21 protein-coding genes are annotated in these 22,876 nt (G+C 66.6%); 1 reads left to right on the top strand and 20 read right to left on the bottom strand.

From position 1 onward, the window contains the following. Positions 1 to 3 precede the first annotated feature (3 nt). Genes HND92_RS14275 through HND92_RS14265 form a run of 3 tightly spaced genes read right to left on the bottom strand, consistent with a single transcriptional unit; the run spans position 4 to position 3,071 of the window. Positions 4 to 1,317 (bottom strand): exopolysaccharide biosynthesis polyprenyl glycosylphosphotransferase, encoded by a 1,314-nt coding sequence (locus tag HND92_RS14275; RefSeq protein WP_172207954.1) that lies wholly within the window; start codon positions 1,315 to 1,317, stop codon positions 4 to 6. Next, complete coding sequence (locus HND92_RS14270) at positions 1,314 to 2,417, bottom strand: glycosyltransferase family 4 protein (protein WP_172207941.1); 1,104 nt, start codon at positions 2,415 to 2,417, stop codon at positions 1,314 to 1,316. The genes HND92_RS14275 and HND92_RS14270 overlap by 4 nt, the downstream gene beginning before the upstream one ends. A gap of 6 nt (positions 2,418 to 2,423) precedes the next feature. Next, a complete protein-coding gene (locus HND92_RS14265) occupies positions 2,424 to 3,071 on the bottom strand; it encodes an LON peptidase substrate-binding domain-containing protein (RefSeq protein ID WP_172207937.1) in 648 nt (215 codons plus the stop codon). A gap of 85 nt (positions 3,072 to 3,156) precedes the next feature. Here HND92_RS14265 and HND92_RS14260 point away from each other — a divergent pair, with 85 nt between their 5' ends. Beyond that, a complete protein-coding gene (locus tag HND92_RS14260) occupies positions 3,157 to 3,705 on the top strand; it encodes a YggT family protein (RefSeq protein WP_015913950.1) in 549 nt (182 codons plus the stop codon). 79 nt (positions 3,706 to 3,784) lie between these two features. Here the strand turns inward: HND92_RS14260 and accD are convergent, their stop codons facing one another. The 17 genes from accD to ubiD form a co-directional block, all read right to left on the bottom strand. Continuing rightward, a complete protein-coding gene (gene accD / locus HND92_RS14255; protein WP_135148127.1) occupies positions 3,785 to 4,657 on the bottom strand; it encodes an acetyl-CoA carboxylase, carboxyltransferase subunit beta in 873 nt (290 codons plus the stop codon). 60 nt (positions 4,658 to 4,717) lie between these two features. Then, on the bottom strand, positions 4,718 to 5,527 hold the full coding sequence (trpA, locus tag HND92_RS14250; protein ID WP_088886264.1) for a tryptophan synthase subunit alpha: 810 nt from the start codon (positions 5,525 to 5,527) through the stop codon (positions 4,718 to 4,720). Further along, positions 5,524 to 6,792 (bottom strand): tryptophan synthase subunit beta, encoded by a 1,269-nt coding sequence (trpB, locus tag HND92_RS14245; protein WP_172207935.1) that lies wholly within the window; start codon positions 6,790 to 6,792, stop codon positions 5,524 to 5,526. Before trpB ends, trpA begins: the two co-directional genes overlap by 4 nt. Next, a complete protein-coding gene (locus tag HND92_RS14240) occupies positions 6,793 to 7,536 on the bottom strand; it encodes a phosphoribosylanthranilate isomerase (RefSeq protein WP_172207933.1) in 744 nt (247 codons plus the stop codon). It lies immediately after the preceding gene. Beyond that, positions 7,533 to 8,357, bottom strand: coding sequence for a tRNA pseudouridine(38-40) synthase TruA (gene truA, locus HND92_RS14235; RefSeq protein ID WP_172207931.1), 825 nt, complete (start codon positions 8,355 to 8,357; stop codon positions 7,533 to 7,535). The genes HND92_RS14240 and truA overlap by 4 nt, the downstream gene beginning before the upstream one ends. 70 nt (positions 8,358 to 8,427) lie before the next feature. Then, positions 8,428 to 11,085, bottom strand: a complete 2,658-nt coding sequence (locus tag HND92_RS14230; protein ID WP_172207929.1) for a FimV/HubP family polar landmark protein — start codon at positions 11,083 to 11,085, stop codon at positions 8,428 to 8,430. 269 nt (positions 11,086 to 11,354) lie between these two features. Next, positions 11,355 to 12,485: an aspartate-semialdehyde dehydrogenase gene (gene asd / locus HND92_RS14225; protein ID WP_011806356.1), complete on the bottom strand. Its 1,131-nt coding sequence runs from the start codon at positions 12,483 to 12,485 to the stop codon at positions 11,355 to 11,357. Between the two features lie 279 nt (positions 12,486 to 12,764). After that, a complete protein-coding gene (locus tag HND92_RS14220) occupies positions 12,765 to 13,535 on the bottom strand; it encodes an SDR family oxidoreductase (RefSeq protein WP_172207927.1) in 771 nt (256 codons plus the stop codon). Between the two features lie 163 nt (positions 13,536 to 13,698). Beyond that, positions 13,699 to 14,772, bottom strand: coding sequence for a 3-isopropylmalate dehydrogenase (gene leuB, locus HND92_RS14215; protein WP_172207923.1), 1,074 nt, complete (start codon positions 14,770 to 14,772; stop codon positions 13,699 to 13,701). Positions 14,773 to 14,868: 96 nt separating this feature from the next. Next, complete coding sequence (gene leuD, locus HND92_RS14210) at positions 14,869 to 15,519, bottom strand: 3-isopropylmalate dehydratase small subunit (protein WP_011806353.1); 651 nt, start codon at positions 15,517 to 15,519, stop codon at positions 14,869 to 14,871. Between the two features lie 41 nt (positions 15,520 to 15,560). After that, positions 15,561 to 15,968 (bottom strand): hypothetical protein, encoded by a 408-nt coding sequence (locus HND92_RS14205; RefSeq protein ID WP_011806352.1) that lies wholly within the window; start codon positions 15,966 to 15,968, stop codon positions 15,561 to 15,563. A 32-nt stretch (positions 15,969 to 16,000) separates the two neighbouring features. After that, a complete protein-coding gene (locus HND92_RS14200) occupies positions 16,001 to 16,123 on the bottom strand; it encodes an entericidin A/B family lipoprotein (protein WP_172207920.1) in 123 nt (40 codons plus the stop codon). A 13-nt stretch (positions 16,124 to 16,136) separates the two neighbouring features. Further along, entirely contained in the window at positions 16,137 to 17,558 is a 1,422-nt protein-coding gene (leuC, locus tag HND92_RS14195; protein ID WP_172207917.1) for a 3-isopropylmalate dehydratase large subunit, read from the bottom strand. A 40-nt stretch (positions 17,559 to 17,598) separates the two neighbouring features. Then, on the bottom strand, positions 17,599 to 18,555 hold the full coding sequence (locus tag HND92_RS14190; protein ID WP_047350751.1) for a LysR family transcriptional regulator: 957 nt from the start codon (positions 18,553 to 18,555) through the stop codon (positions 17,599 to 17,601). A gap of 153 nt (positions 18,556 to 18,708) precedes the next feature. Next, positions 18,709 to 20,109, bottom strand: a complete 1,401-nt coding sequence (locus HND92_RS14185; protein WP_172207914.1) for an MBL fold metallo-hydrolase — start codon at positions 20,107 to 20,109, stop codon at positions 18,709 to 18,711. Between the two features lie 44 nt (positions 20,110 to 20,153). Next, on the bottom strand, positions 20,154 to 21,314 hold the full coding sequence (locus HND92_RS14180; RefSeq protein ID WP_172207911.1) for a cytochrome P450: 1,161 nt from the start codon (positions 21,312 to 21,314) through the stop codon (positions 20,154 to 20,156). Positions 21,315 to 21,377: 63 nt separating this feature from the next. After that, the gene (ubiD, locus tag HND92_RS14175) at positions 21,378 to 22,862 is read right to left on the bottom strand and encodes a 4-hydroxy-3-polyprenylbenzoate decarboxylase (protein WP_172207910.1); all 1,485 of its coding nucleotides are present in this window, start codon (positions 22,860 to 22,862) and stop codon (positions 21,378 to 21,380) included. Between the last annotated feature and the right edge of the window lie 14 nt (positions 22,863 to 22,876).

The following is a 22,876-nucleotide window of genomic DNA, read 5'->3' as shown; positions in this document are numbered from 1 at the left end:
CAACTAGCGCGCTCCGAAACCTGTGAGCACCGTGCGCACCGTCTTGTAGGCAATGAGCAGATCCAGAGCCATGGAGCAGTGCGTCACGTAATACAGGTCATAGCTCAGCTTGATAGCGGTCTGCTCGGCGCTATCGGTATAGCCATGCTGCACCTGCGCCCAGCCCGTGAGACCGGGGCGCATCAAGTGGCGGTAGGGGTAGGCGGGCATGGCTGCGGCAAAGTGGTGCGCGAACTCTGCCTGCTCGGGACGGGGGCCGATGAGGCTCATTTCTCCGCGCAGTACGTTCCAGAGCTGGGGTAGTTCATCGAGCCGCGTGCGGCGGATGAAGCGGCCAACTGACGTGATACGGTCGTCCTGCTGTTTGGCGAACTGAACGATGTGGCTGGCAGGCTCGTGACGCATGCTGCGCAGCTTCCATATGCGGAAGCTGCGTCCGTGGCGACCCATGCGCTGCTGCGAGTACAACATGGGGCCGGGTGAATCTAACTTCACTGCCAGCCCCGTGGCCATACACAGCGGAACCCATAGCGGCATCGTGATGAGGGTCAGGCCCAAGTCCAGCATGCGCTTGGCGATGTCGTAAGCAGGGTAATTGGTCAGTTGCCATAGATCTTGCTCGCCCAGCGTCCCGGTGATTTTGCGGCCCGACAGCATTTCCGCTGCCGCTTCTGCGCTGTAGAGAGGGATGCGCTGGAGTTTGAGCTCGCTGATCCATTGTTGGCGTTGCGGGTCGGGATCAGCCAGCCGGTCTAGCACCACACCGTCCACGGCTGCGCGCTGTTTTCGCGCTGGTAGTCCGGCCACCCAGCTGGTCAGGCGCAGTCGGTCATCGCCTTGCTCCTGCGGGCGCAGCATTTGGCGCAGGACGTAGGGTAAGTCGGCATCCACGTAGGCCAGGTGCAGCGTACGACGGGTCCCCCACAGCGCATGCCCGCACAGCAGCCAAGCCAAGGCCAGCATGTAGGCCATCAATACGGCGCCGCGCGAATAGGGCGCCTGCAGCAGTGCAAAGCCCAACGGGGTGAGCAGAAAGGCCACCGTGATCACCACCAGCAAAAAGCCACCCTGCTCCCGCGGCGGCAGATGGGCGCCCTGGTGCAGCCAGCGTGTTGCCAACAGGTAGGACACCGCACACCACAGCACGGTGGCGGGGAACAGCGGTGTGACCCAGCCTGCGTGTTGCATCTTGTGCGCTATGGCGTAACCCAGTGCTTGAGGCAACAGGCCGAGCAGGCTCCACCACAGCAGCGCGCCATCACGCCGTGCCGGGTCGGGTTCGGCGCAGGGTCGGGAGGTGACAACAGGCTGGGTCATGCACGGACCTGGGTGTAGATGGAGAGTATGGCCGACGCCATGCGTTCCGGGGCATGATGTTCTTCGTAATGGCGGCGGGCCATTCGGCCCATTTGCTCGCGCAGCGCGGGGTTGCGGATTAGGCGCTCCATGGCTTGAGCGATGGCCTCCACGTCATTGGACACCAGGAATCCGTATTGTTCGGAGGGGAGCAATTCCGCTATCCCAGGCAGTCGACTGACCACGACGGGCAGCCCCGCCCGCATGGCTTCGATCACGGAGATGGGAAGACCTTCGTGGTCAGACAGCAACACGAAAAGGTGGTGCTGCGCGAGGCGCTGGGGCACGTCATCCACGTCGCCCACAAAACTCACTTGAAATAAGCCCAACCCGGATGCCAGCGCCTGCAAGGCCGTGCGATCCGGGCCATCGCCAATGATGCTGGCCGCTACCTCATGTCCTAGGCCATCGCGCAGCCGGACCAGGGCATGCAGGAGCAGGTCCGGGCGCTTGGGTGCGGCCAGCCGGGCTACCATGGCGACGCGCACGGGTTCCAGCCCAGGCTGAGCGCGTTGGCTATTGTTTTCTATGGCATTGGGTACGACGGTCAGCCGGCCAGCGCGAATCGGCAAACCTCGGGCAAGTTGTCGCTCGTGCTGCGATACACACACCATGTGCTCCGTCCAACGCGCCAGCAACCATTCACAGCACCACGCCACTGTGCGGCGTACCCGGGGTACTTCGGGTTTGAAAGCGAAGCCATGCACTGTGTAGATCACGGGCTTGCGGCACAGTCTGCCCGCCAGGCGTGCGACCACGCCCGATACGGCGCTGTGCGCGTGCAACATGTCGGGTTCGTGCTCGCGGATCAGGGCGCGCAGTTGCAGTACCGAACGGAACAGATGCCAGGGCGCCAGCGAATTGCGCAGGCTTGGCAGGCGGTAAATCGGCAGTCCCAGCGTGTGTAGGTCGCTTTCGAGCGGTGTGGGACCCGTGCCGCCAATGACAGCGCTGAAATGGATGCGGGAGGCCAGAGCCTGGCACAAGGTGCGCACATGGGTCTGGGCACCTCCTCGTTCGCCCTTGGTGATCACTTGCATCACCCTGAGTTTGGCCTGCATGCGACGCTAGCCAGAAATGCCGGTACGTTCCAGGATGTCACTCACCAGCTCCAGCCGCACCAGCGGGTTGTCCAGTTGCATGAGCTGCTGCTTGAGTTCCAACGGAATGGGCAATAACTCGCACCAGCGATTGGCAAGCCAACCGCAGTCTTGCAGATCTGTGCGTGAGGGCTGTGCGTGTGCGGCTGGTCCCCCGGCTGCTCCTGCCGCCTGCTCGCGCAATGACGACAACACCTGCGTCAGTGTGCTAGCTGCACGCTGCAAGTCTGGGGGAACTTGGACCGGCGTGTCGCAAGGGATCTGTTCCACATTGGCGGTCCACAGCCCGTGGGGCAGCAGTTGTTGGCGCACGATACGAAAGCGGGCGATCCCCCGGCAACGTACGTGCATCAGCCCCGCTTGCAGTTCGTCTAAATGCTCGATCATGGCCAATGTGCCGACGCTGTACAGGCTTTCCGGCAGGGCTCCCGCCTGGCGCACCTCATGGCCGCGGGCCAGGGCCACGACGCCGAAGGGGGCACCCGCGCGGTGGCATTTGCGCACCATGTCCAGGTAACGCACCTCGAACACACGCAGCGGTAGTACACCACCGGGAAACAGCACGGTGTTGAGCGGAAACAGGGGCAGGGAGGTCAGCGTGAGGGGATCGGACATGGCGGCATGCGTAGCGTCGCTATCATCCCACGTTGAACCCGTGTGCGGCGCACCGCAACGGGGTCGACCTATTTGCTAATCGGCCATGCTGTTTCAAATTCTGTCTTTTCTCCTCGACGTTGCCAGCGGCCTGCTCACCGGGGCTTGCCTGTTGCGGCTGTACATGCAGCTGCAGCGGGTGTCGTTTGCCAATCCCGTGGGCCGTCTCGTGTTTGCCCTGAGCGACTGGCTGGTGCTGCCACTGCGCAAGCTCGTTCCGTCGGCGGGGCGGTGGGATCTGTCCTGCCTTGCGGCGGCGCTGCTGCTGCAACTGGTCCAGTATCTGCTGCTGTGGCTTCTGGTGGGCGGGGGGATGGGACTGGCCTGGCTGCCGTGGATGGCGCTTTTTGGCCTGGCGCGCGTGGCCGTGTCGGGATTGATGGGCTTGCTGATCGTTTATGCCGTGCTCTCGTGGGTGCAGACGCGATCGCCCATCAGCGATGTGATCACCCGCCTGTGCGAGCCGTTGTTGCGCCCCGTGCGCCGTGTTCTGCCGCTATTGGGTGGGGTGGACCTGTCGCCGCTGGTGGTGCTGGTACTGCTGCAGGTCGTGATGATCGTGCTGGGGCATCTGCAGGCCAGCGTCATGATGTAGCGACACTGTTCTCAATAAAAAATAGCTGCTAGCGCCCGTCCACCAAGCGCTAGCAGCTATTGTTTTTGATGCCCGTGGTTCAGGCTACCGCGTCGGCCGGCAGGCGCTGCAGCATGGACAGGCATTGCGCCACGGTGTGGCGCAGTTCGCGGCGGTCGCAGATGAAGTCCACAGCGCCCTTGGTCTGCAGGAACTCCGCGCGCTGGAAACCCTCGGGCAATGTGACGCGCACGGTGGATTCGATCACGCGCGGGCCGGCAAAGCCGATCAGGGCCTTGGGCTCGGCAATCACGATATCCCCCACGAATGCGAAGCCGGCCGACACGCCACCCATGGTAGGGTCGGTCAGCACGCTGATGTAGGGCAGGCCTTTCTTGGCCAAACGGGTGAGGGCCGCATTGGTCTTGGCCATCTGCATCAGGCTGAGCAGGCCTTCCTGCATGCGTGCGCCGCCCGTGGCGGTGAAGCAGATGAAGGGCACCTTCTGCTCGATGGCGGTTTCCACGCCGCGAACGAAGCGCTCGCCCACCACGGAACCCATGGAGCCGCCCATGAAATCGAATTCGAAGCAGGCCACCACGACGTTGATGCTCTTGACCGCGCCGCCCATCACGATGAGCGCGTCGGTCTCGCCGGTGTTCTCCAGGGCTTCTTTCAGGCGTTCGGGATACTTGCGGCTGTCCTTGAACTTGAGAGCGTCGACCGGCAGCACTTCCTGGCCGATCTCATAGCGTCCCTCGCCGTCCAGAAAGGCGTTGAGCCGCGCACGGGCACCGATGCGGTGGTGGTGGCCGCACTGGGGACAGACGTTTTCGTTGTGCTCCAGATCGGTCTTGTAGAGCACGTTCTCGCAGCTCGGGCACTTGATCCACAGGCCCTCGGGCATCTGGCGACGCTCGGTAGGGTCGGTCTGCTGGATTTTGGAAGGCAGGAGTTTTTCGAGCCAGGACATAGGTTTCCTCTGTTCAGATCGCGGCTGCGCGCGGGCCGTGGCCGGCGCGCAGGGCCGTCATTATGCGTCCAGCGCCTTGCGCACCCCACGCAGAAAGTCCACGGTGATGCCGACCACTTTCTCATGGGGCTGGTCTTCGATGAGCTGGATGATGCGGCTGCCGATGACCACCGCATCGGCCACGCGGCCGATGGCCTGCGCGGTGGCAGCATCGCGAATGCCAAAGCCCACGCCGACGGGGACCTTCACATGCTCGCGGATGCGCGGCAGCATGGCCTCGACGGCGGCCGTGTCCAGCGCGCCGGAGCCGGTCACGCCCTTGAGCGAGACGTAGTAGACGTAGCCGCTGGCTACGCGAGCCACCTGCTGCATGCGTTCCGCCGTGGAGGTAGGCGCCAGCAGGAAGATCAGGTCGATGCCGTGGCCGCGCAGGTCGGCGGCGAACTGCTCGCACTCCTCGGGCGGGTAGTCCACGATCAGCACACCGTCCACGCCGGCTTCGCCCGCGTCGCGGGCGAAGGCGCCCTTGCCGTGGCGCTGCTCGTAGCGCTCCACCGGATTCGCGTAGCCCATCAGCACCACGGGCGTGGTGCTGTTGCGCAGGCGGAAGCTGCGCACCATCTCCAGCACCTGGGCCAGGCCCACGCCCAGTGCCAGGGCCTTCTCGCCCGCCTTCTGGATGACGGGGCCGTCGGCCATCGGGTCGGAAAAGGGCACGCCCAGTTCGATCACATCGGCGCCGGCCTCGACCATGCCGTGCATCAGGGCCGGTGTGATGTCGACGAAGGGAAAGCCTGCCGTGACGTAGGGGATGAGCGCCTTGCGGCCCTTGGACTGCAGCTCTGCAAAAGTGTCAGCGATGCGGCTCATGCGGCGGGTCCTCCCTTGACGGTCAACCCGCGCATGGAGGGACGGTCGTAGAAGTCCACGCCAGACAGGTCGGCCACGGTGCCGATGTCCTTGTCGCCGCGGCCGGACAGGTTCACGAGGATGGATTGCTGGGGCGTCATGGTCTTGGCGAGCTTGAGCGCGTAGGCTACGGCGTGGCTGGATTCAAGGGCCGGGATGATGCCCTCGGTGCGGCACAGGTAGTGAAAGGCTTCCAACGCTTCCGTATCGGTGATGCCCACGTACTCGGCTCGCTTGATTTCCTGCAGCCAGGCGTGCTCGGGGCCCACTCCGGGGTAGTCCAGGCCGGCGCTGATGCTGTGCGTCTCCGTGATCTGGCCATTCTCATCTTGCAGGATGAAGGTGCGGTTGCCGTGCAGCACGCCACTGGAGCCGCGCTGCAGGCTGGCGGAATGCTTGCCGCTGTCCAGGCCTTCGCCTGCGGCTTCCACGCCGAACAGGCGGGTTTTCTCGAACGGGATGTAGGGGTGGAAGATGCCCATGGCATTGCTGCCACCGCCCACGCAGGCCACGACGGCGTCGGGTTGCTCGGCGGCGATCTTCTGTTCGGCCAGCATGGCGGGCATCTGCGTGAGGCATTCCTTGCCGATCACGCTCTGGAAGTCACGCACCATCATGGGATAGGGGTGGGGGCCTGCCACGGTGCCGATGATGTAGAAGGTGTTGTCCACGTTGGCCACCCAGTCGCGCATGGCCTCGTTGAGCGCATCTTTCAGCGTCTTGCTGCCCGACTCGACGGGCACCACGGTGGCGCCCAGCAGCTTCATGCGGTAGACGTTGGGGCTTTGGCGCTTGACGTCCTCGGCGCCCATGTACACCACGCACTCCAGGCCATAGCGCGCGCAGATGGTGGCGGTGGCCACGCCGTGCTGGCCGGCGCCGGTCTCGGCAATGATGCGCGGCTTGCCCATGCGCTTGGCGAGCATGGCCTGGCCGATCACGTTGTTGATCTTGTGTGCGCCGGTATGGTTCAGGTCTTCGCGCTTGAGGTAGATCTGCGCGCCGCCCATCTCGCGGCTGGTGCGCGCCGCGTGGTAAACCGGCGAGGGGCGGCCCACGAAGTGCGCAAGCTCATAGTGGAATTCCTTGAGGAACTCCGGGTCGTTCTGGTAGCGCGCATAGGCTTCGCGCAGTTCATTGATGGCGTGCGTCAGCGTCTCGGAGACGAAGCTGCCGCCATAGGGGCCAAAATGGCCCGAAGCATCGGGTTGGGTATATGCAGGCATTTACAAATAAGGAACTGGTGCCGCATCGGCCGCGCGTACGGCGGCGATGAAGCGGTCGATCTTGCCGGCGTCCTTGATCCCCTTCAGGGGCAGACCATCGGGGCCCGTGGCCTCCACGCCGGAACTGACATCAACGGCCAGCGCCCGGCAACGCGGGCGCACTTGCCGTATGCCATCGGTCACGTTTGCAGGCGTGAGTCCACCAGACAAAACGAGATGACAGTCGACGTTTGTTGGAAGGAGTGACCAATTGAATGCCTTGCCACCGCCGCCATAGCCCTCGACATGGGCGTCGAGCAGGATGGCGCGGGCGTGAGAGTGATCGTGGGCGTATTTTACGAGGTCGAACCGTGCCGCACCTTCGCCCAGGGGAATGCGCGCGGCGCGCAGGAAGGGAATGCGGCCCCCGTCGCTGGAGCGCAGGCAGTCCTCGGGCGTTTCGTCACCATGGAATTGCGCTGTAGCGCCCGGTACAGCATCGCAGGCAGCTATCACATCAGTAGCGCGGGCATTCACGAACAACAGCACTGGCGTGACAAAGGGCGGCAGCCGCCGGGCCAGTTGCGCTGCGCGCTCTGGGGTGACGGCGCGCGGGCTCGCGGGATAGAGCACGAAGCCGACGGCGTCGGCACCGCTGGCGACGGCCGCGTCCACGTCCTGCTCGCGCGTGAGGCCGCAGATCTTGATGCGTGTGCGCGCGGTGGAGTGGACGCGGGTGCTCAGTGCTGCGGTCGGGCTGCTCATGGCAGCCAATCATACGCAGCCGTGCGCGTCGGCAGGCCCCATTCCGCGCCGTATACCGGGCCCTGGAAGTACAGGCCATCGGGCGAAAAGGTAGGAGCAGCCGCGTCGCGCGACCGCGCCTCCAGCACCGTGCGCATCCATTCGGGCGGATACAGCCCCTGGCCAATGGCGACGATGCAGCCCATGATGTTGCGGATCATGTGGTGCAGGAACGCATTGCCTTCGAATTCAAAGCGCCAGTAGCAGGGGACACACCCGTGGGTGCCGGTGGATTCGCCCGCTGGCGGAGCCCGGCGCGTGATGTCGATGCGGTGCAATGTCTTCACCGGCGACTTGGCCTGGCAGGCCGAGGCGCGAAATGACGTGAAGTCATGCTCGCCCAGCAAATGCTGCACGGCCTTGTGCATGGCCTGCTCATCGAGGGCATGAAAGACCCAACCCACGCGCCCGGCATCGACGCTGGGGCGTACGGGCGACTGCAGCAATACGTAGGCATAGCGCCGGGCCACGGCGCAGGCGCGCGAATGAAAGGCATCGGGAACGGGTTGCGCCCACTGCACGGCGATGTCCGCCGGCAGGAAGGTGTTGGTGCCGCGGACCCATGAAAACGGCGCACGCTGCAGTTCCGTATCGAAGTGCACCACCTGCATCAGCCCGTGCACGCCGGCGTCGGTGCGCCCGGCACAGATCGTGTGCACCTCCTGCGTGGCAAAGCGACCCAGGGCCGCTTCCAGACGGTCTTGCACCGTTTTGCCAGAGGGCTGACTCTGCCAGCCGTTGTATGCCTGACCGTTGTAGCTGACGCCGAGGGCCACCCTCATCGGATGCTCCTTTCGGAGGGCAATGGCACGTCAGCGCGGCAATGGCCGCGTGCCCACCGCCGCATGGACATCAGCCCAGTTCGGCGAGCAGTCGCTGGGCGCGGGCCTTCAGCTCACCGGACGATTCGGCGATGACCTCTTCCACCAGGGCCCGCGCGCCTTCGCTGTCGCCAATGGTGTTGAACTCTTCCGCCAGTGCGAGCTTGGTGGCCAGAGGGTCGTCCGGCAGCGCGTCGGCAGCGGAGGACGCTGCCTTGGCGGCGACCGAGGGCGCGACGGGAGCGGCCGCCGTGGGGGTGTCAAGGTCCAGCGACAGATCGCCGAGGTCGAATTCCAGGGATTCCGAGGTGACAGCCTTCGCGTCGCGGCTGGTCAGGGGGGCGACGCCGGAGTCCATCAGGGACAAGTCATCGTCCAGGTTCAACGGAAGAGGCTCGCTTTGCACGTCGGGCTCTGTCGTCGCCTGCGGCGTCACCGCTGGCTCGTCCCAGGAGGCCTGGGGTAGTTCCAGGTCGCCCAGATCCAGGGACGGGACGGGCGCCTGGGCGGCCGACACTACCGGCGCGGCTGCGGCGGTGTTGTTGGCTGCGGCCATGGCAAACGTGCTTGGCGCCGGGGCCGGGGCCGACGGTGCTTCGTGCAGGTCGAGATCCAAGTCCAGATCGAGGTCTGGCAGCACAGAATCCGGTCCGCCCGTGGGTGTCGCGGGAGCAGTTGCTGCGCCCAGCGTGCTTGCAAAGGCCGCGGTCGATGCAGCGGCCGCTGTGGCGCTGGCGGCAACGGCAGGACGGCCACCGGGCTGATACAGCGGATTTTCAGGGTCGAGCGTACGGCCCAGGTCGGACACGCGGGTCCAGTCGGGCCCCTGGCCGTTGGTGAGCCGGAACACGTCGTTGGCGACGGACTCCAGCGCCTTGCGGTCCTGGCGCTTGGCATAAATCTCGGCCAGTTTGGCGGGGATGGAGACGCGCTCCGGATGGTGGCGCAGCGCCTCCTTGAGAATTTCCTCCGCCTGCAGGTCACGGCCGTAGGCGAGGTAGACGTCGGCTTCCGCCACCGGATCCACATCGCCACCGGCATCCAGTTGGCTGGGCGAATAGGTCATGAACGAGGAGCCGGTCGTGAGTTCGCTGTTGGCCGTGTCCACACGCTGGCCGCCACTGGCGCCGAAGAAGGAATCCGGCTGCAGGCTGCTTTCCGAGAACGAACTGTCCAGGGCACCCTGGTTGCGGCGGCTTTGGACCACGCGGTAGCCGCCATAGCCCAGCAACGCAAGTACGAGCGCCAGCGCGCCTCCAGCCAGCAGCGGGTCCTCCGTGAGGGCATCCAGGAAGCTGGGCTCTTCGTAGGGAACGGGCTGGGGGGCTGGACGCGGGGCCACGGCGGCGGGAGCGGGTGCTGCGGCAGAAGCCTGGGATGCTGCTTCGGCGGGAACAGCCGCCTCGGCGGCAGAGGCCTCGGGCGCTGGTGCGGCAGCTTCTGCCGTGGCAGTGCTCATGTCGGCGCTTGCAGCCGCGGTAGCGGGTGCGGGCAGCCCCCCGGCGGCGGGTACTGCCACCGCCGGCTGGCTGGCAGGGGCGGAAGGCGCCGTGGCTCTTGGCGCAGCTGCGCCAGCGCCGGCTGGCGCGGAGGCGCCGCTGAGCTGGTTCAGGTCCGAGATGTTCTTGGACAGCTCTGCCATGCGGGCGCTGTTCTGTTCGGCCTGCTTGTCGCGGGCCATCTGCTCCTCGGTCTTCTGGGCCTGAACGCTGCCTTTGGAGAGAGTGAGCTTATCGGGGCCGGCAGCGGCGGGCTTGCTCTCGTCCACCTGGGTCTGCACAGTGCCGCGCGCGGAGCGCTCTGCGGCTGCAACCTCGGCCTTGGGCGCTGTCGCTGCCATGCGGCGACGGAATTCATTGAAATCGCGGCTTTGCGCGGCGACGATCTTGCGAGCTTCGGTGGCGTCCGTGGCTTGCGCCTCCGTTTCGCTAGGCATCTGCAGCACTGCGCCGGAACGCAGACGATTCACATTGCTGTTGACGAACGCGTCCGGATTGGCGCGCATCATTGCTACCAGCATCTGGTCCAGCGAGACGCCAGCGGGGCGATGGGCTTCCGCGATGCGGCCGGCCGTGTCCCCGGGGCGCACGCGAATCTCGTCACCGCCAGCGAACGCGGGTGCCTCTGCGGGGGTGGGACGGCCGGCTACGGCGGGTGCGGGAGGGGTTGCTGGGCGTGCGGCAGGCGCGGGCGCCGCGGTGGTGGCGGGGGCGCGCGGCGCAGTTGCCGCGGCACGGGGTGACGTTACCTGAGGTGCGGCGGTCACCGCCGCCTGCGGGCGGCTCGCCGGCGGGTCGAACAGCATCGTGTAGCTACGCACGATATGGCCGGAACTCCAGGTCGCATCGATAACCAAATCCACGAAAGGATCGTTGACCGGGCGGGTACTGCTCAAGCGCAGCACCATGGAGCCATTCGTGCGGCGGTGCAGTTGCACTTGCACGCTATGCGCAGCGGGGGAATATTCCATGCCCTGGCTGCGGAAAACTTCAGGGCTGGCGGTGCTCACGCGCAGCGATTCGGCCTCGGCAGCAGTGATCTGGGGCAGTTCGATTTCCGCGCGCAGGGGCTCGCCAAGCGCCGACTGGACATTCACGCGGCCCAGGGCGAGAGCACGGGCATCGGTGGTGTAGAGGCCAGCCGAGAGAATGGCCGCGGTGGCCAGGACAGAGAATTTCCAGCGATGCATGTGTGCGACGAATGAATGGATGAGGGTGCCGGCGGGAGCGGTATTTTTTCTGGTCGTGATGAAGCCGCCCGGGCGCGTGAAAATATGTAAAAAGCACCATAGCATCAATGTTTTGCACTGACAAGCTGAGGTGTCGCGCCACGTTTTATACGGTGCGGGAAGAGGCCGGGACGGCCTTATTCCTGTTGGTAATGGACAACGATCGGTAACGGGCCGTATCAATCTATGACCTCGAAAAAACGCCACCCGAAGGTGGCGTTGAATCTGCGTCAGGCGTCTAGCAGGATGCGCAGCATGCGGCGCAGCGGCTCGGCGGCGCCCCACAGCAACTGGTCGCCGATGGTGAACGCGCCCACATACTCCGGACCCATGGCCAGCTTGCGGATGCGGCCGACGGGAATGGTCATGGTGCCGGTGACGGCCACGGGAGTCAGGTCCTTCAGCGTCGCCTCACGCGTATTGGGAACCACCTTCACCCACTCGTTGTCGGCAGCGATCATGGCTTCGATGTCGGCTACGGGCACATCCTTCTTGAGCTTGAAGGTCAGTGCTTGGCTGTGGCAGCGCATGGCGCCTACGCGCACGCAGAAACCGTCCACCGGCACTGCGGCGGTGTTGAAGCCTTCCCCCTGGCCCAGGATCTTGTTGGTCTCGGCCATGCCCTTCCACTCTTCCTTGGACATGCCGTTGCCCAGGTCCTTGTCGATCCACGGGATGAGTGAGCCGCCCAGCGGCACGCCGAAATTGGCCGTCTCCGCGCCCGACAGGCTGCGCTGCTTGGCGATGACCTTGCGGTCGATTTCCAGAATGGCGCTCTTGGGATCGTCGAGCAGGGCCTTCACCTCGGCATTCAGCGTGCCGTACTGCGTCAGCAGTTCGCGCATGTGCTGCGCGCCGCCGCCGCTGGCCGCCTGGTAGGTCTGGGTGCTCATCCACTCGACGAGCCCGGCCTTGTACAGCGCACCCACGCCCATCAGCATGCAGGACACGGTGCAGTTGCCGCCAATCCAATCCTTGCCGCCGTTCGCCAGTGCGTTCTTGATGACGGGCATGTTCACCGGGTCGAGCACGATGACCGCGTTCTTTTCCATGCGCAGGGCGGAGGCGGCGTCGATCCAGTGGCCGTTCCAGCCGGCCGCGCGCAGCTTGGGGTACACCTCGTTGGTGTAGTCGCCGCCCTGTGCGGTGAGGATGATGTCGCAGCGCTTGAGCTGTTCGATGTCGAACGCGTCCTGCAGCGTGGTCTCGTTCTTGGCCTGGGCGGGCGCCTTGCCGCCTGCGTTCGAGGTGGAGAAGAACAGGGGCTCGATCAGATCGAAGTCCTTTTCCTGCGCCATGCGGTCCATCAGGACCGAGCCGACCATGCCGCGCCAGCCGACCAAACCTACCAACTTGCTCATTTCATCGCCCTTTCAAAGTAAAAAACAGTACGCACGCGACCGGTGGCTGCTTTCTTCCGCCCCCGGCTCGTCTAGGCCAGGGAGGGCGCACGACGATGCCGGAGCTGGATCAGCCCGTAATGGTCGTGGTTTTGGTGATTGCGCGCGCAGCCTTGCGTGCCTTGGCGGCAGAGGCGGTGTTCAGGGCGAACGGGCGGGCGGCAAACATAGCTGGGCATTGTAGCGGAACCCATCCAGGCCATGGCTGGGCATGCCGCCGCCATCACCGCTGCGCTGCGGTCATCCCCGCTGGATGGACACCCCGCCATCCACCAGCATGGCTGTCCCGGTGACGAACGATGCCGCGTCGGACGCCAGGTACAACGCGGCCTGGGCAATCTCCCGGGGCTGCGCCAGGCGCTTGAGTGCATGCAGTTGGGCGACCTGGGACAGCGCCTCGGGTGTTCCGTTCATGGCGCGCGCCATGGGGGTGAGGGTGCCGCCGGGCAGCAAGGCATTCACACGGATGGCCTTCGCTCCGAACTCCGTGGCCAGTGCCTGGGTCAGGCCGATCAGGCCGGCCTTGCTCGCGGCATACGCGGCCGTGCCCGCAAATGCGGCGGTATACCCCACGAAGGTGGAGGTGAGGATGATCGAGCCACCTCCGCGCGCCAGCATTGCGGGAATCTGGTGCTTGGCGCCCAGGAAGGCACTGGTGAGGTTGGTCTCCAGGGTGTCGCGCCAATCGCTCGACTGCACGTCCGGCGTGGGTTGCAGCGGCCCCATGGTGCCCGCATTGTTGAAGGCGATATCGAGGCCGCCAAAACGCTCCACGGCAGTGGCGACGAGCGCTTGTGCGTAGGCCTCGTCGCGCACGTCGCCGGCCACTGCCGCAGCCGACCCTCCCTGCTGGGTGATGGCAGCGACGAGTTGGTCCAGCTCCGCTTGGCGCCGTGCGCCCACGACGACGGCCGCGCCGACCTCCGCGAAAAGCAGGGCCGCTGCGCGGCCGATGCCGGAACTGGCGCCGGTGACGATGGCGACGCGATGGGAGAGGGACGGTTGGGACATGGGACGCTCCTTCGGGTTGGGTGAAGGAAGAGTCTCCCGGCCCGTGGGCGATGCGTCTGGCCGGATCCGGACTTGCGATGCCGCTTGTGCCGCTGGTGCTGCTTGCGCGCCACGAAAAAGCGGCCCCGAAGGGCCGCTGTCGCGTTGTGCGGGAGGCCGCTCGTCAGGCAGCGAGGGCCTTCACCACGGCATCGCCCATCTGCGCCGTGCCCACCTTGGTGGTGCCGTCGCTGTAGATGTCAGGCGTGCGCAGGCCTTGGGCCAGCACCTGCTGCACCGCGGCTTCGATGCGGCGCGCGGCTTCTTCCTGGTTCAGGCTGAAGCGCAGCATCATGGCGGCGCTGAGGATGGTGGCCAGGGGGTTGGCCACGCCCTTGCCGGCGATGTCGGGGGCGCTGCCGTGGCTGGGCTCGTACAGGCCTTGCTTCTTGTCGTTCAGGCTGGCCGAGGGCAGCATGCCGATGGAGCCGGTGAGCATGGAGGCTTCGTCGGAGAGGATGTCGCCGAACATGTTGCCGGTGACGATCACGTCGAACGCCTTGGGCGCTTTCACCAACTGCATGGCCGCGTTGTCCACGTACATGTGCTGCAGCTCCACGTCGGGATAGTCCTTGTGCACCTCGGTCACGACGTCCTTCCAGAACTGGAAGGTTTCCAGCACGTTGGCCTTGTCCACGCTGGTCACCTTCTTGTTGCGCTTGCGGGCGGCCTCGAACGCGACGCGGGCGATGCGCTCGATCTCGGGCTTGCTGTAGCGCATGGTGTCGAATGCTTCCTCGGCGCCGGGGAAGTGGCCGTCGGCGGCGGTGCGACGCCCGCGCGGCTGGCCGAAGTAGATGTCGCCGGTCAGTTCGCGGATGATGAGGATGTCCAGGCCGGCCACCAGCTCGGGCTTGAGGCTGGAGGCGTGCGTGAGCTGCTCGTAGCAGATCGCGGGACGGAAGTTGGCGAACAGGCCCAGGTGCTTGCGCAGGCCCAGGATGGCCTGCTCGGGGCGCAGCGGGCGCGCCAACGTGTCGTACTTCCAGTCGCCCACGGCGCCGAACAGGATGGCGTCGGCACTCTGGGCGAGATTCAACGTGGACTCCGGCAGCGGGTGGCCCGCGGCCTCGTAGGCGGCGCCGCCCACGGGTGCCGTCTCCATCTCCAGCTTCAGGTCCAGGGCTTCGAGCACCTTGACGGCCTCGGCGACGATCTCGGGGCCAATGCCGTCACCCGGCAGAACTGCGATTTTCATGGTCATTCACTTCTGTTTTGATAGCTGTCAGCGCTTGATGGATAAGCGTCGGAGGCTGTTTTTGCTTGTAATCAATCGGCCAGAGCCCGGGGCGGGTCACGCGGCCATGGTGTGGCTCAGCCACGGCTTGCTGGCCAGGCGTGCGGCTTCGAACGCGCGGATCTTGTCGGCATGGCGCAGCGTCAGGCCGATGTCGTCAAAGCCGTTGAGCAAGCAGTACTTGCGAAACGGCACCACGTCGAAGGGGATCTCCTCGCCCTGGGGACGCACCACCACCTGGCGCTCCAGGTCCACGGTGAGCTGGTAGCCGGGGAAGGCGGCCGCTTCGTTGAACAGCTGGTCCACCGTGGCTTCGGGCAGCACGATGGGCAGCAGGCCGTTCTTGAAGCAGTTGTTGAAGAAGATGTCGGCAAAGCTCGGCGCGATGATGGCGCGAAAACCGTATTGGTCCAGCGCCCAGGGCGCGTGCTCGCGGCTGGAGCCGCAGCCGAAGTTCTTGCGCGCCAGCAGGATGCTCGCGCCCTGGTAGCGCGGCTGGTTCAGCACGAAGTCGGGGTTGGGCTTGCGCTGGGATTCGGGCACGCCCGGCTCGCCCTTGTCGAGGTAGCGCCACTCGTCGAACAGGTTGGGGCCGAAGCCCGTCTTCTTGATCGACTTGAGGAACTGCTTGGGGATGATGGCGTCGGTATCGACGTTCTCGCGGTCCATGGGGGCGACGAGGCCCTTGTGGAGGGTGAATTTCTGCATGGTGGTGTGTCCGGAAAGAAGTGGCGTTGGGGCCCGCGGGCTTACTGGCCGTTGGTCCAGGTGCCGGCCTTGATCTGTGCGCTGGAGGTTTCGCAGGCCTTGCGCTTGTCCTGCAGCGCATCGGCGGTCAGGTTGTAGTAGTAGGCATCCACGGGCTGACCCATCAGCCCCTTGCAGGCGCCGCTGGCCGGGCGCGGGCACTGCGGCAGGTAGCTCACCTTGCCGGGCTTGCCGCCCAGTTGGGCGGACATCTGCGCCAGGCCGCCGCAGCTGCCCTTGATCTGGTCGTCGGGCACGCCGGCGGCGAATTCCATGCAGTCCTTGACCTGCGTGGTCTTGCCACTGAAGGTGATGCTGCCTTCGATGACGCAGGCGCGGTTGGCGGCCCACGACAGGGCGGGGCTGGCCAGCAGCAGCGTGGTGGCGAGGCAGGCGAGGGCTTTCTTCATGCGGAGCTCCTGGGATGGCGGTGTGGAGGGGCTTACTTGGCGGCGCGTTCGATGGCGCTGCCGGCGCGCTGCACGTCCTGGCCCATGCCCTTGACGGTGTTGCAGCCGGCCAGCACGAAGGCCAGCGCGAGCAGGGCGGCGAGAGACTTTTTCATGGTGGGAGGCTCCTTAAGCAAACTGGCGGATGTCCACGAAGTGGCCATGGATGGCGGCGGCCGCGGCCATGGCGGGGCTCACGAGGTGCGTGCGCCCGCCCGCGCCCTGGCGGCCTTCGAAGTTGCGGTTGGACGTGGAAGCGCAGCGCTCGCCGGGCTCCAGGCGGTCGGCATTCATGGCCAGGCACATGGAGCAACCGGGCTCGCGCCATTCAAAGCCCGCGGCCTTGAAAATCGCATCCAGCCCCTCGCGTTCGGCCTGTTCCTTCACCAGGCCCGAGCCAGGTACCACCATGGCCAGCTTGATGTTCTTGGCGACCTTCTGGCCGAGCTTCTTCACCACGGCGGCGGCTTCGCGCATGTCCTCGATGCGGCTGTTGGTGCACGAGCCGATGAACACCTTGTCCACGAAGATGTCATCCATCGGCTTGCCGGGCTGCAGACCCATGTAGGTCAGCGCACGCTCGATGGCGCCGCGCTTGGACGGGTCCTTCTCATTGTCCGGGTCGGGCACCACGGCGTCGATGCCCAGCACCATCTCGGGGCTGGTGCCCCAGGTGACCTGCGGCACGATCTCGACGGCGTTCAACTCCACCACCGCGTCGAACTTGGCGTCCGCGTCCGAGTGCAGCGTCTTCCAGTACGCCACGGCCTGGTCCCACTCCACGCCCGTGGGTGCGAGCGGGCGGCCCTTGACGTAGTTGATCGTCTTGTCGTCCACCGCTACCAGGCCCGCGCGCGCACCGGCTTCGATGGCCATGTTGCACACGGTCATGCGGCCTTCCATGCTCAGGTCGCGGATGGCTTCACCGGCAAATTCAATCGTGTAACCCGTGCCGCCGGCGGTGCCGATCTTGCCGATGATGGCCAGCACGATGTCCTTGGCCGTGATGCCAGGGGCGACCTTGCCATTCACTTGGACCAGCATGTTCTTGGCCTTCTTGGCCAGCAGGGTCTGCGTGGCCATCACGTGCTCGACCTCGCTGGTGCCGATGCCGTGGGCCAGCGCGCCGAACGCGCCGTGGGTGCTGGTGTGGCTGTCGCCGCAGACCACGGTCATGCCCGGGAGGGTGGCGCCGTTCTCGGGGCCGATCACGTGCACGATGCCCTGGCGCTTGGACAGGAACGGGAAGAACGCCGCCGCACCGGACTCCTGGATGTTCTTGTCCAGCGTGACGATCTGCTCCTTGCTGATCGGGTCGGCAATGCCGTCGTAGCCGCGCTCCCACCCGGTGGTGGGGGTGTTGTGGTCGGCCGTGGCCACGATGGAGCTCACGCGCCAGACCTTGCGGCCCGCCTCGCGCAGGCCTTCGAAGGCCTGCGGGCTGGTCACCTCATGCACCAGGTGGCGGTCGATGTAGAGCACGGCGGTGCCGTCCTCTTCCGTGTGGACGACGTGCTCGTCGAAGATCTTGTCGTACAGGGTGCGTCCCATGGCAGTCTCGTTTCTTGGGTTCAGTGGGGTGGTGAGAATTCTAGGTGGGGGTGTCGCCGTCCTCGGCGGGCGTCGCGGCAGGCGCGGGCGCCAGGTGTTCGACCAGCAGCCGTGCCGTGACGGGCAGGGCCTCGAAGTCGCGCGCCACCAGGCGCAGCGCGCGCCGGGCCCAGGGTTCGTCCAGCGGCACGGCCGCCAGTTGCCCCACGCCGCGCATCAGCGAAAACGCCCGGTCGGGCAGCAGGCCCACGCCCAGGCCGTTGTCGATCATGCGGCACATCGCGTCCAGGCTGGTGACCTGGATGCGCTGGCGCAGCGGGCGCGCGGCCTGCGCGGCGGCCTGGCGCATGGCCAGGCTGATGCTGCTGCCCGCGTGCAGCCCGACGATGTCCCAGTCCAGCACTTCTTCAAAGCGGATCGATGCGCGGGTCGACAGGGCGTGCGTCTGGGGCACGACCAGCACCAGCCGGTCGCTGCGGTAGGGGCGGCTTTGCAGGCCTTCGTGGGCGGCCGTGGCGGGTACGTTGCAGATCCCCAGATCCGCCGCGCCTTCGTGCACGGCCTGCAGCACGTCGGGCGAGAGGTGCTCCTGCAGATCGATCTTGATCTGGCTGTGTGCCTGGGCAAACGCGCCCAGGTCCTCGGGCAGGAACTGCACGATGGCCGAGATGTTGGCGTGCATGCGCACATGGCCGCGCACGCCGTCGGCGTACTCGGAAAGCTCACCCTGCATGCGCTCCAGTCCGAACAGCACGTTGCGCGCGTGGTGCAGCAGGCTTTCGCCAGCGGGGGTCAGCGTCACGCCGCGGCTGTGGCGGTACAGCAGGGCCGTGTCGACCGCAGCCTCCAGGTCGGACAGGCGCTTGCTCACCGCCGAGGCGGCGATGAACTCCCGCTCGGCCGCGCGGCCGATGCTGCCCAGTTCGCAGACGGCCACGAACAGTTGCAGCGAGGTGAGGTCAATGCGGCGCGCAAAGCTGCGCTCTGAGCTTTTCATCGGGGGGGTGGAGCGACTTCTCGTTTGACGAGGTGATTCCCCTATTTTCCCCTGTATATCCGCCGATTGTCATCGCGATACGCGATGGCTCACATGCCGCTGGATGGGGCGTAGCGGCGGATTTGCTATGAAAAATATAGCTTGAGGCGCTCATCAGATAAGCGCTGGAGGCTGTTTTGACTCTTGTTTTAGAGCGTTACGCATGTCGCCATGCTCGGGAACCTCCACGGGCCAGCCCAGCGCATGGTCGATGCGTTGGCGCAGCATGTCGGCCGCGGCCATCTCCCCATGCACCACGTACACCTGACGGGGTGTGGAGGGCATGGAGCGCAGCCAAGCCACCAATTGGTCACCATCGGCATGGGCCGAGGCCGTGGCCAATTGCACCACCTCGGCGCGGATGGCCACGTCGCGCCCGTGGATGCGGATGGTTTTTTCGCCCGCGGCGATGCGGGCGCCGCGCGTGCCGCCCGCCTGGTGCCCGGTGAGGATGATCATGTTGCGATGGTCGCCCGCGTGCAGCGCCAAATGGTGCAGCACGCGCCCGCCCGTGGCCATGCCGCTGGCCGACAGGATCACGCGCGGCCCGTGCAGACGGGCCAGCGCCTTGGACTCGTCCACGCTGTGCACCAGCGTCGTGCCGCGCGCCATGGCGTGCAGTTCGGAGCGGTTGATCCGGGTCTCGCTCAGGTGGTTCTGGAACAGCTCCGTGGCGCTCACGGCCATGGGGCTGTCCAGGTACACGCGCAGTCCGGAAGGCACTTCGCCGCGGGCCTTCAACTGGGCGATGGCGTACATCACCGTCTGCGCGCGCCCCACGGCGAATACCGGCACCACCGCCACGCCGCCACGCGCGGCCAAGCGTGCCAGCGCGGGCCCCAGCTCGTCCAGCACCGTGCCGGGCGGGTGGCTGCGGTCGCCGTAGGTGGACTCGATGAGCACGGTGTCAGCCGCGGGCGGCGCGTCGGGCGCATGCATCAGCAGGTCGTCCGGGCGGCCCAGGTCGCCAGAGAACAGGATGCGCCGCCCTCCCACCTCCAGCAGCACGCTGGCCGCACCCAGGATGTGGCCTGCGTTCTGGAAGGTGGCGCGCCAGCCGCGGATGGGCTCGAAGGTCTGGTGCGTGGGCTGCACTTGCAGCAGCGACAGGCAGTGCTGCGCGTCCAGGCGCGTGTACAGCGGCAGGGCGGGTTCGTGCTTGCTGAGCTTGTGCCGGTTGAGGAAAGCCGCGTCTTCTTCCTGCAGATGGCCGCTGTCGGGCAGCAGGATGGCGCATAGATCGCGCGTGCCGGCCGTGCAGAACACCGGCCCGCCAAAGCCGTCCTTGGCCAGCAGCGGCAGGTAGCCCGAGTGGTCCAGGTGGGCATGGGTGAGCAGCACGGCGTCAATGTCCTGCGGTGCCACCGGCAGCGGGTTCCAGTTGCGCAGGCGCAGCGGCTTGTAGCCCTGGAACAGGCCGCAGTCCACGAGCAGCGCCTGGCCGCCGTGGCGTACGAGGTATTTGGAGCCGGTGACGGTGCCGGCCCCGCCGAGGAAAGTGATGCTGACGGACATGGAATGGCTTTGTGAAGTGACGACCGTCAGCGTAGCAGACGGCGCTACGCGGGTGTTTGATGCAAACGCACCCGCAACGTGGCGTAGCCGGCGTCCGGGGCTGTGGCCCGCGTAGGCGCATGGCCTGCGGGCAGTGCGATGGCGCTGGTGCGCGCCAGCAACTCCTCCATCAGCACCCGCAGTTCCAGCCGCGCCAACGGCGCGCCGGGGCAGACGTGGATGCCTGCGCCATACAGCAGGTTGAGCGCGGGATCGCGGTCCATGCGAAATTCATCCGGGTCGCCGAACACGCGCGGGTCGCGGTTGGCGGCGATCCAGTGGATGGACAGGCGCTCGCCCATCGGCACGGGGCAGCCGCCCAGCGTCACGTCGCGGGTGGTGATGCGGCGGTTGGCCACGAGCGGGCCATCGATGCGCAGCACCTCGTCGATGGCCGTGGGCAAGAGGCCGGGCTGCGCGCGCAGGCGTTGCTGCCAGTCGGGGTGGCTCGCCAGCCAGTGCAGCAGGATGCCGATGGAGGCGGCAATCGTGCCGACCTCGCCCACCGTCCAGTTGCGCAGCACGCTGGCAAGCTCGCGCAGGTCCAGCAGGCGGCCCTCCACACGGGTGTGCATCAGTTCGCTGGTGATGTCCTGCGTGGGCGGCGCCTCCAGGCGGGCCTGGCGCACGCGCCCGACCAGGTCTTCGAACTCCTGCGCCACGGCCGAGGTCTGCGTGCGGTCGCCCGAGCGGGTGGCGGCCTGGCTGCGGCGCAGCCAGCCGAGCAGCTCGTCCTGCAGCAGCGTGGGCCAGCCGAGGAACGCGGACTGCACGCGCACCGCGAAGGGCAGGGCGAACTCGTGGGTGATCTCCAGCTCGCCGCCCAGGGCCATGGCCTCCTGCACCGTGGCGGCCGACAGCGCGCGACACACGGGCTCGAAGTGCGCCATGCGCTCAGGGGCGAAGAACGGGTCAAGCGCGCGGCGGTACTGCGTGTGCAGGGGCTGGTCGTAGCCGTTGGGCACGGCCGGGTGGGCGGACACCGCACTGCTGAAGGTGGCATGGTCGCCGAGCACCTGCATGACCTCGGCGTGGCGCAGCACGGACCAGTGCTGCGCGTCGCTGTGCGCCAGCGGGCAGCGCTCGCGCAGCTGGTCGTAGGCGGCGCGCTGGTCGCGCAGGACTTCGGGGGCTTGCGGGTCCCAGCGGGGCGGTGTCGTGGTCATGGCAGTCTCCTTGGAAGGCTTCCTGCGGCTTCGCCCACCCGGCGAGGCGATCGCAGACGGGTTCTACAGTCCCAGCGCGTCGGCCAGCGCGTTCATGCGCTGGCTCACGCCGGCATCCATGGCCATGGGACGGCCCCATTCGCGCTGGGTCTCCCCGGGCCATTTGTTGGTGGCGTCCAGCCCCATCTTGCTGCCCAGGCCTGCCACGGGCGAGGCGAAGTCCAGGTAGTCGATGGGCGTGTGCTCGATCAACAGGGTGTCGCGCGCCGGGTCCATGCGTGTGGTCAGGGCCCAGATGACTTCCTTCCAGTCGCGTGCGTCCACGTCTTCGTCCACCACCACGATGAACTTGGTGTAGAGGAACTGGCGCAGGTGGCTCCACACGCCCATCATCACGCGCCGTGCATGGCCCGCATAGGCCTTGCGGATGCGCACCACCGCCATGCGATAGCTGCACGCCTCGGGCGGCAGGTAGAAGTCGATGATCTCCGGGAAGGCGCGCTGCAGCAGCGGCACGAACAGCTCGTTCAGCGCCAGGCCCAGCATGGCCGGCTCGTCGGGCGGCTTGCCCGTGTAGGTGCTGTGGTACAGGGCGTCCTGGCGCTGCGTGATGCGCTCTACGGTGAACACGGGGAACTCGGCGCACTCGTTGTAGTAGCCAGTGTGGTCGCCGTAGGGGCCTTCCAGCGCGTGCTGCCAGCCGCTCTTGTCGTTGGCATCGGGATGGATGTGGCCTTCCAGCACGATCTCGGCGCTGGCCGGTATCGACAGCGGCACGCCTAAAGCGGGCGCCACCTCGGTGCGCGCGCCGCGCAGCAGGCCGGCGAACTGGTATTCCGACAGCGTGTCGGGCACAGGCGTGACGGCGCCCAGGATGGTGGCCGGGTCGGCCCCGATGGCCACGGCCACCGGGTAGGGCTGGCCGGGGTTGAGCCGGCAGTGGTCGGCAAAGTCCAGCGCACCGCCGCGGTGCGACAGCCAGCGCATGATGAGCTGGTTCTTGCCCAGCAGCTGCTGGCGGTATATCCCTAAGTTCTGCCGTGCCTTGCGCGGCCCGCGCGTGATGGTGAGACCCCAGGTGACCAATGGCGCCACGTCGCCAGGCCAGCAGTGCTGGATGGGCAGGCGGGTCAGGTCGACGTCGCTGCCCTCCCACACCACCTCCTGGCAGGGCGGGCGGCGCACGGTGGCAGGGGCCATGCTCCACAGCGTCTTGAGCAGATCGCGCTTGCCCCACAGGTCCTTCATGCCGCGTGGCGGCTCGGGCTCCTTGAGCTGAGCCAGCACCTCGCCGAAGGCGCGGATCTCCGGCAGCCCCGCCACGCCCAGCGCGCGCGCCACGCGCCCGGGCGTGCCGAACAGGTTGGCGAGCACCGGCATGGTATGGCCCGTGGGGTGCTCGAACAGCAATGCGGGGCCGCCCGCGCGCAGTACGCGGTCGGCCAGCGCGGTCATTTCCAGGTGAGGGGATACGGGCTCGGCAATGCGGCGCAATTCGCCCGCGGCCTCCAGCTGGGCCATGAAGTCGCGCAGGTCGCGGTAATGCATGCTTTGAATGAAAT

It is taken from the genome of Diaphorobacter sp. JS3050 (assembly GCF_013154915.1).
Classification (GTDB): domain Bacteria; phylum Pseudomonadota; class Gammaproteobacteria; order Burkholderiales; family Burkholderiaceae_C; genus Diaphorobacter; species Diaphorobacter nitroreducens.
The sequence above is the reverse complement of the archived record's forward strand: the minus strand, read 5'-3'. Positions and strand labels throughout refer to the sequence as shown.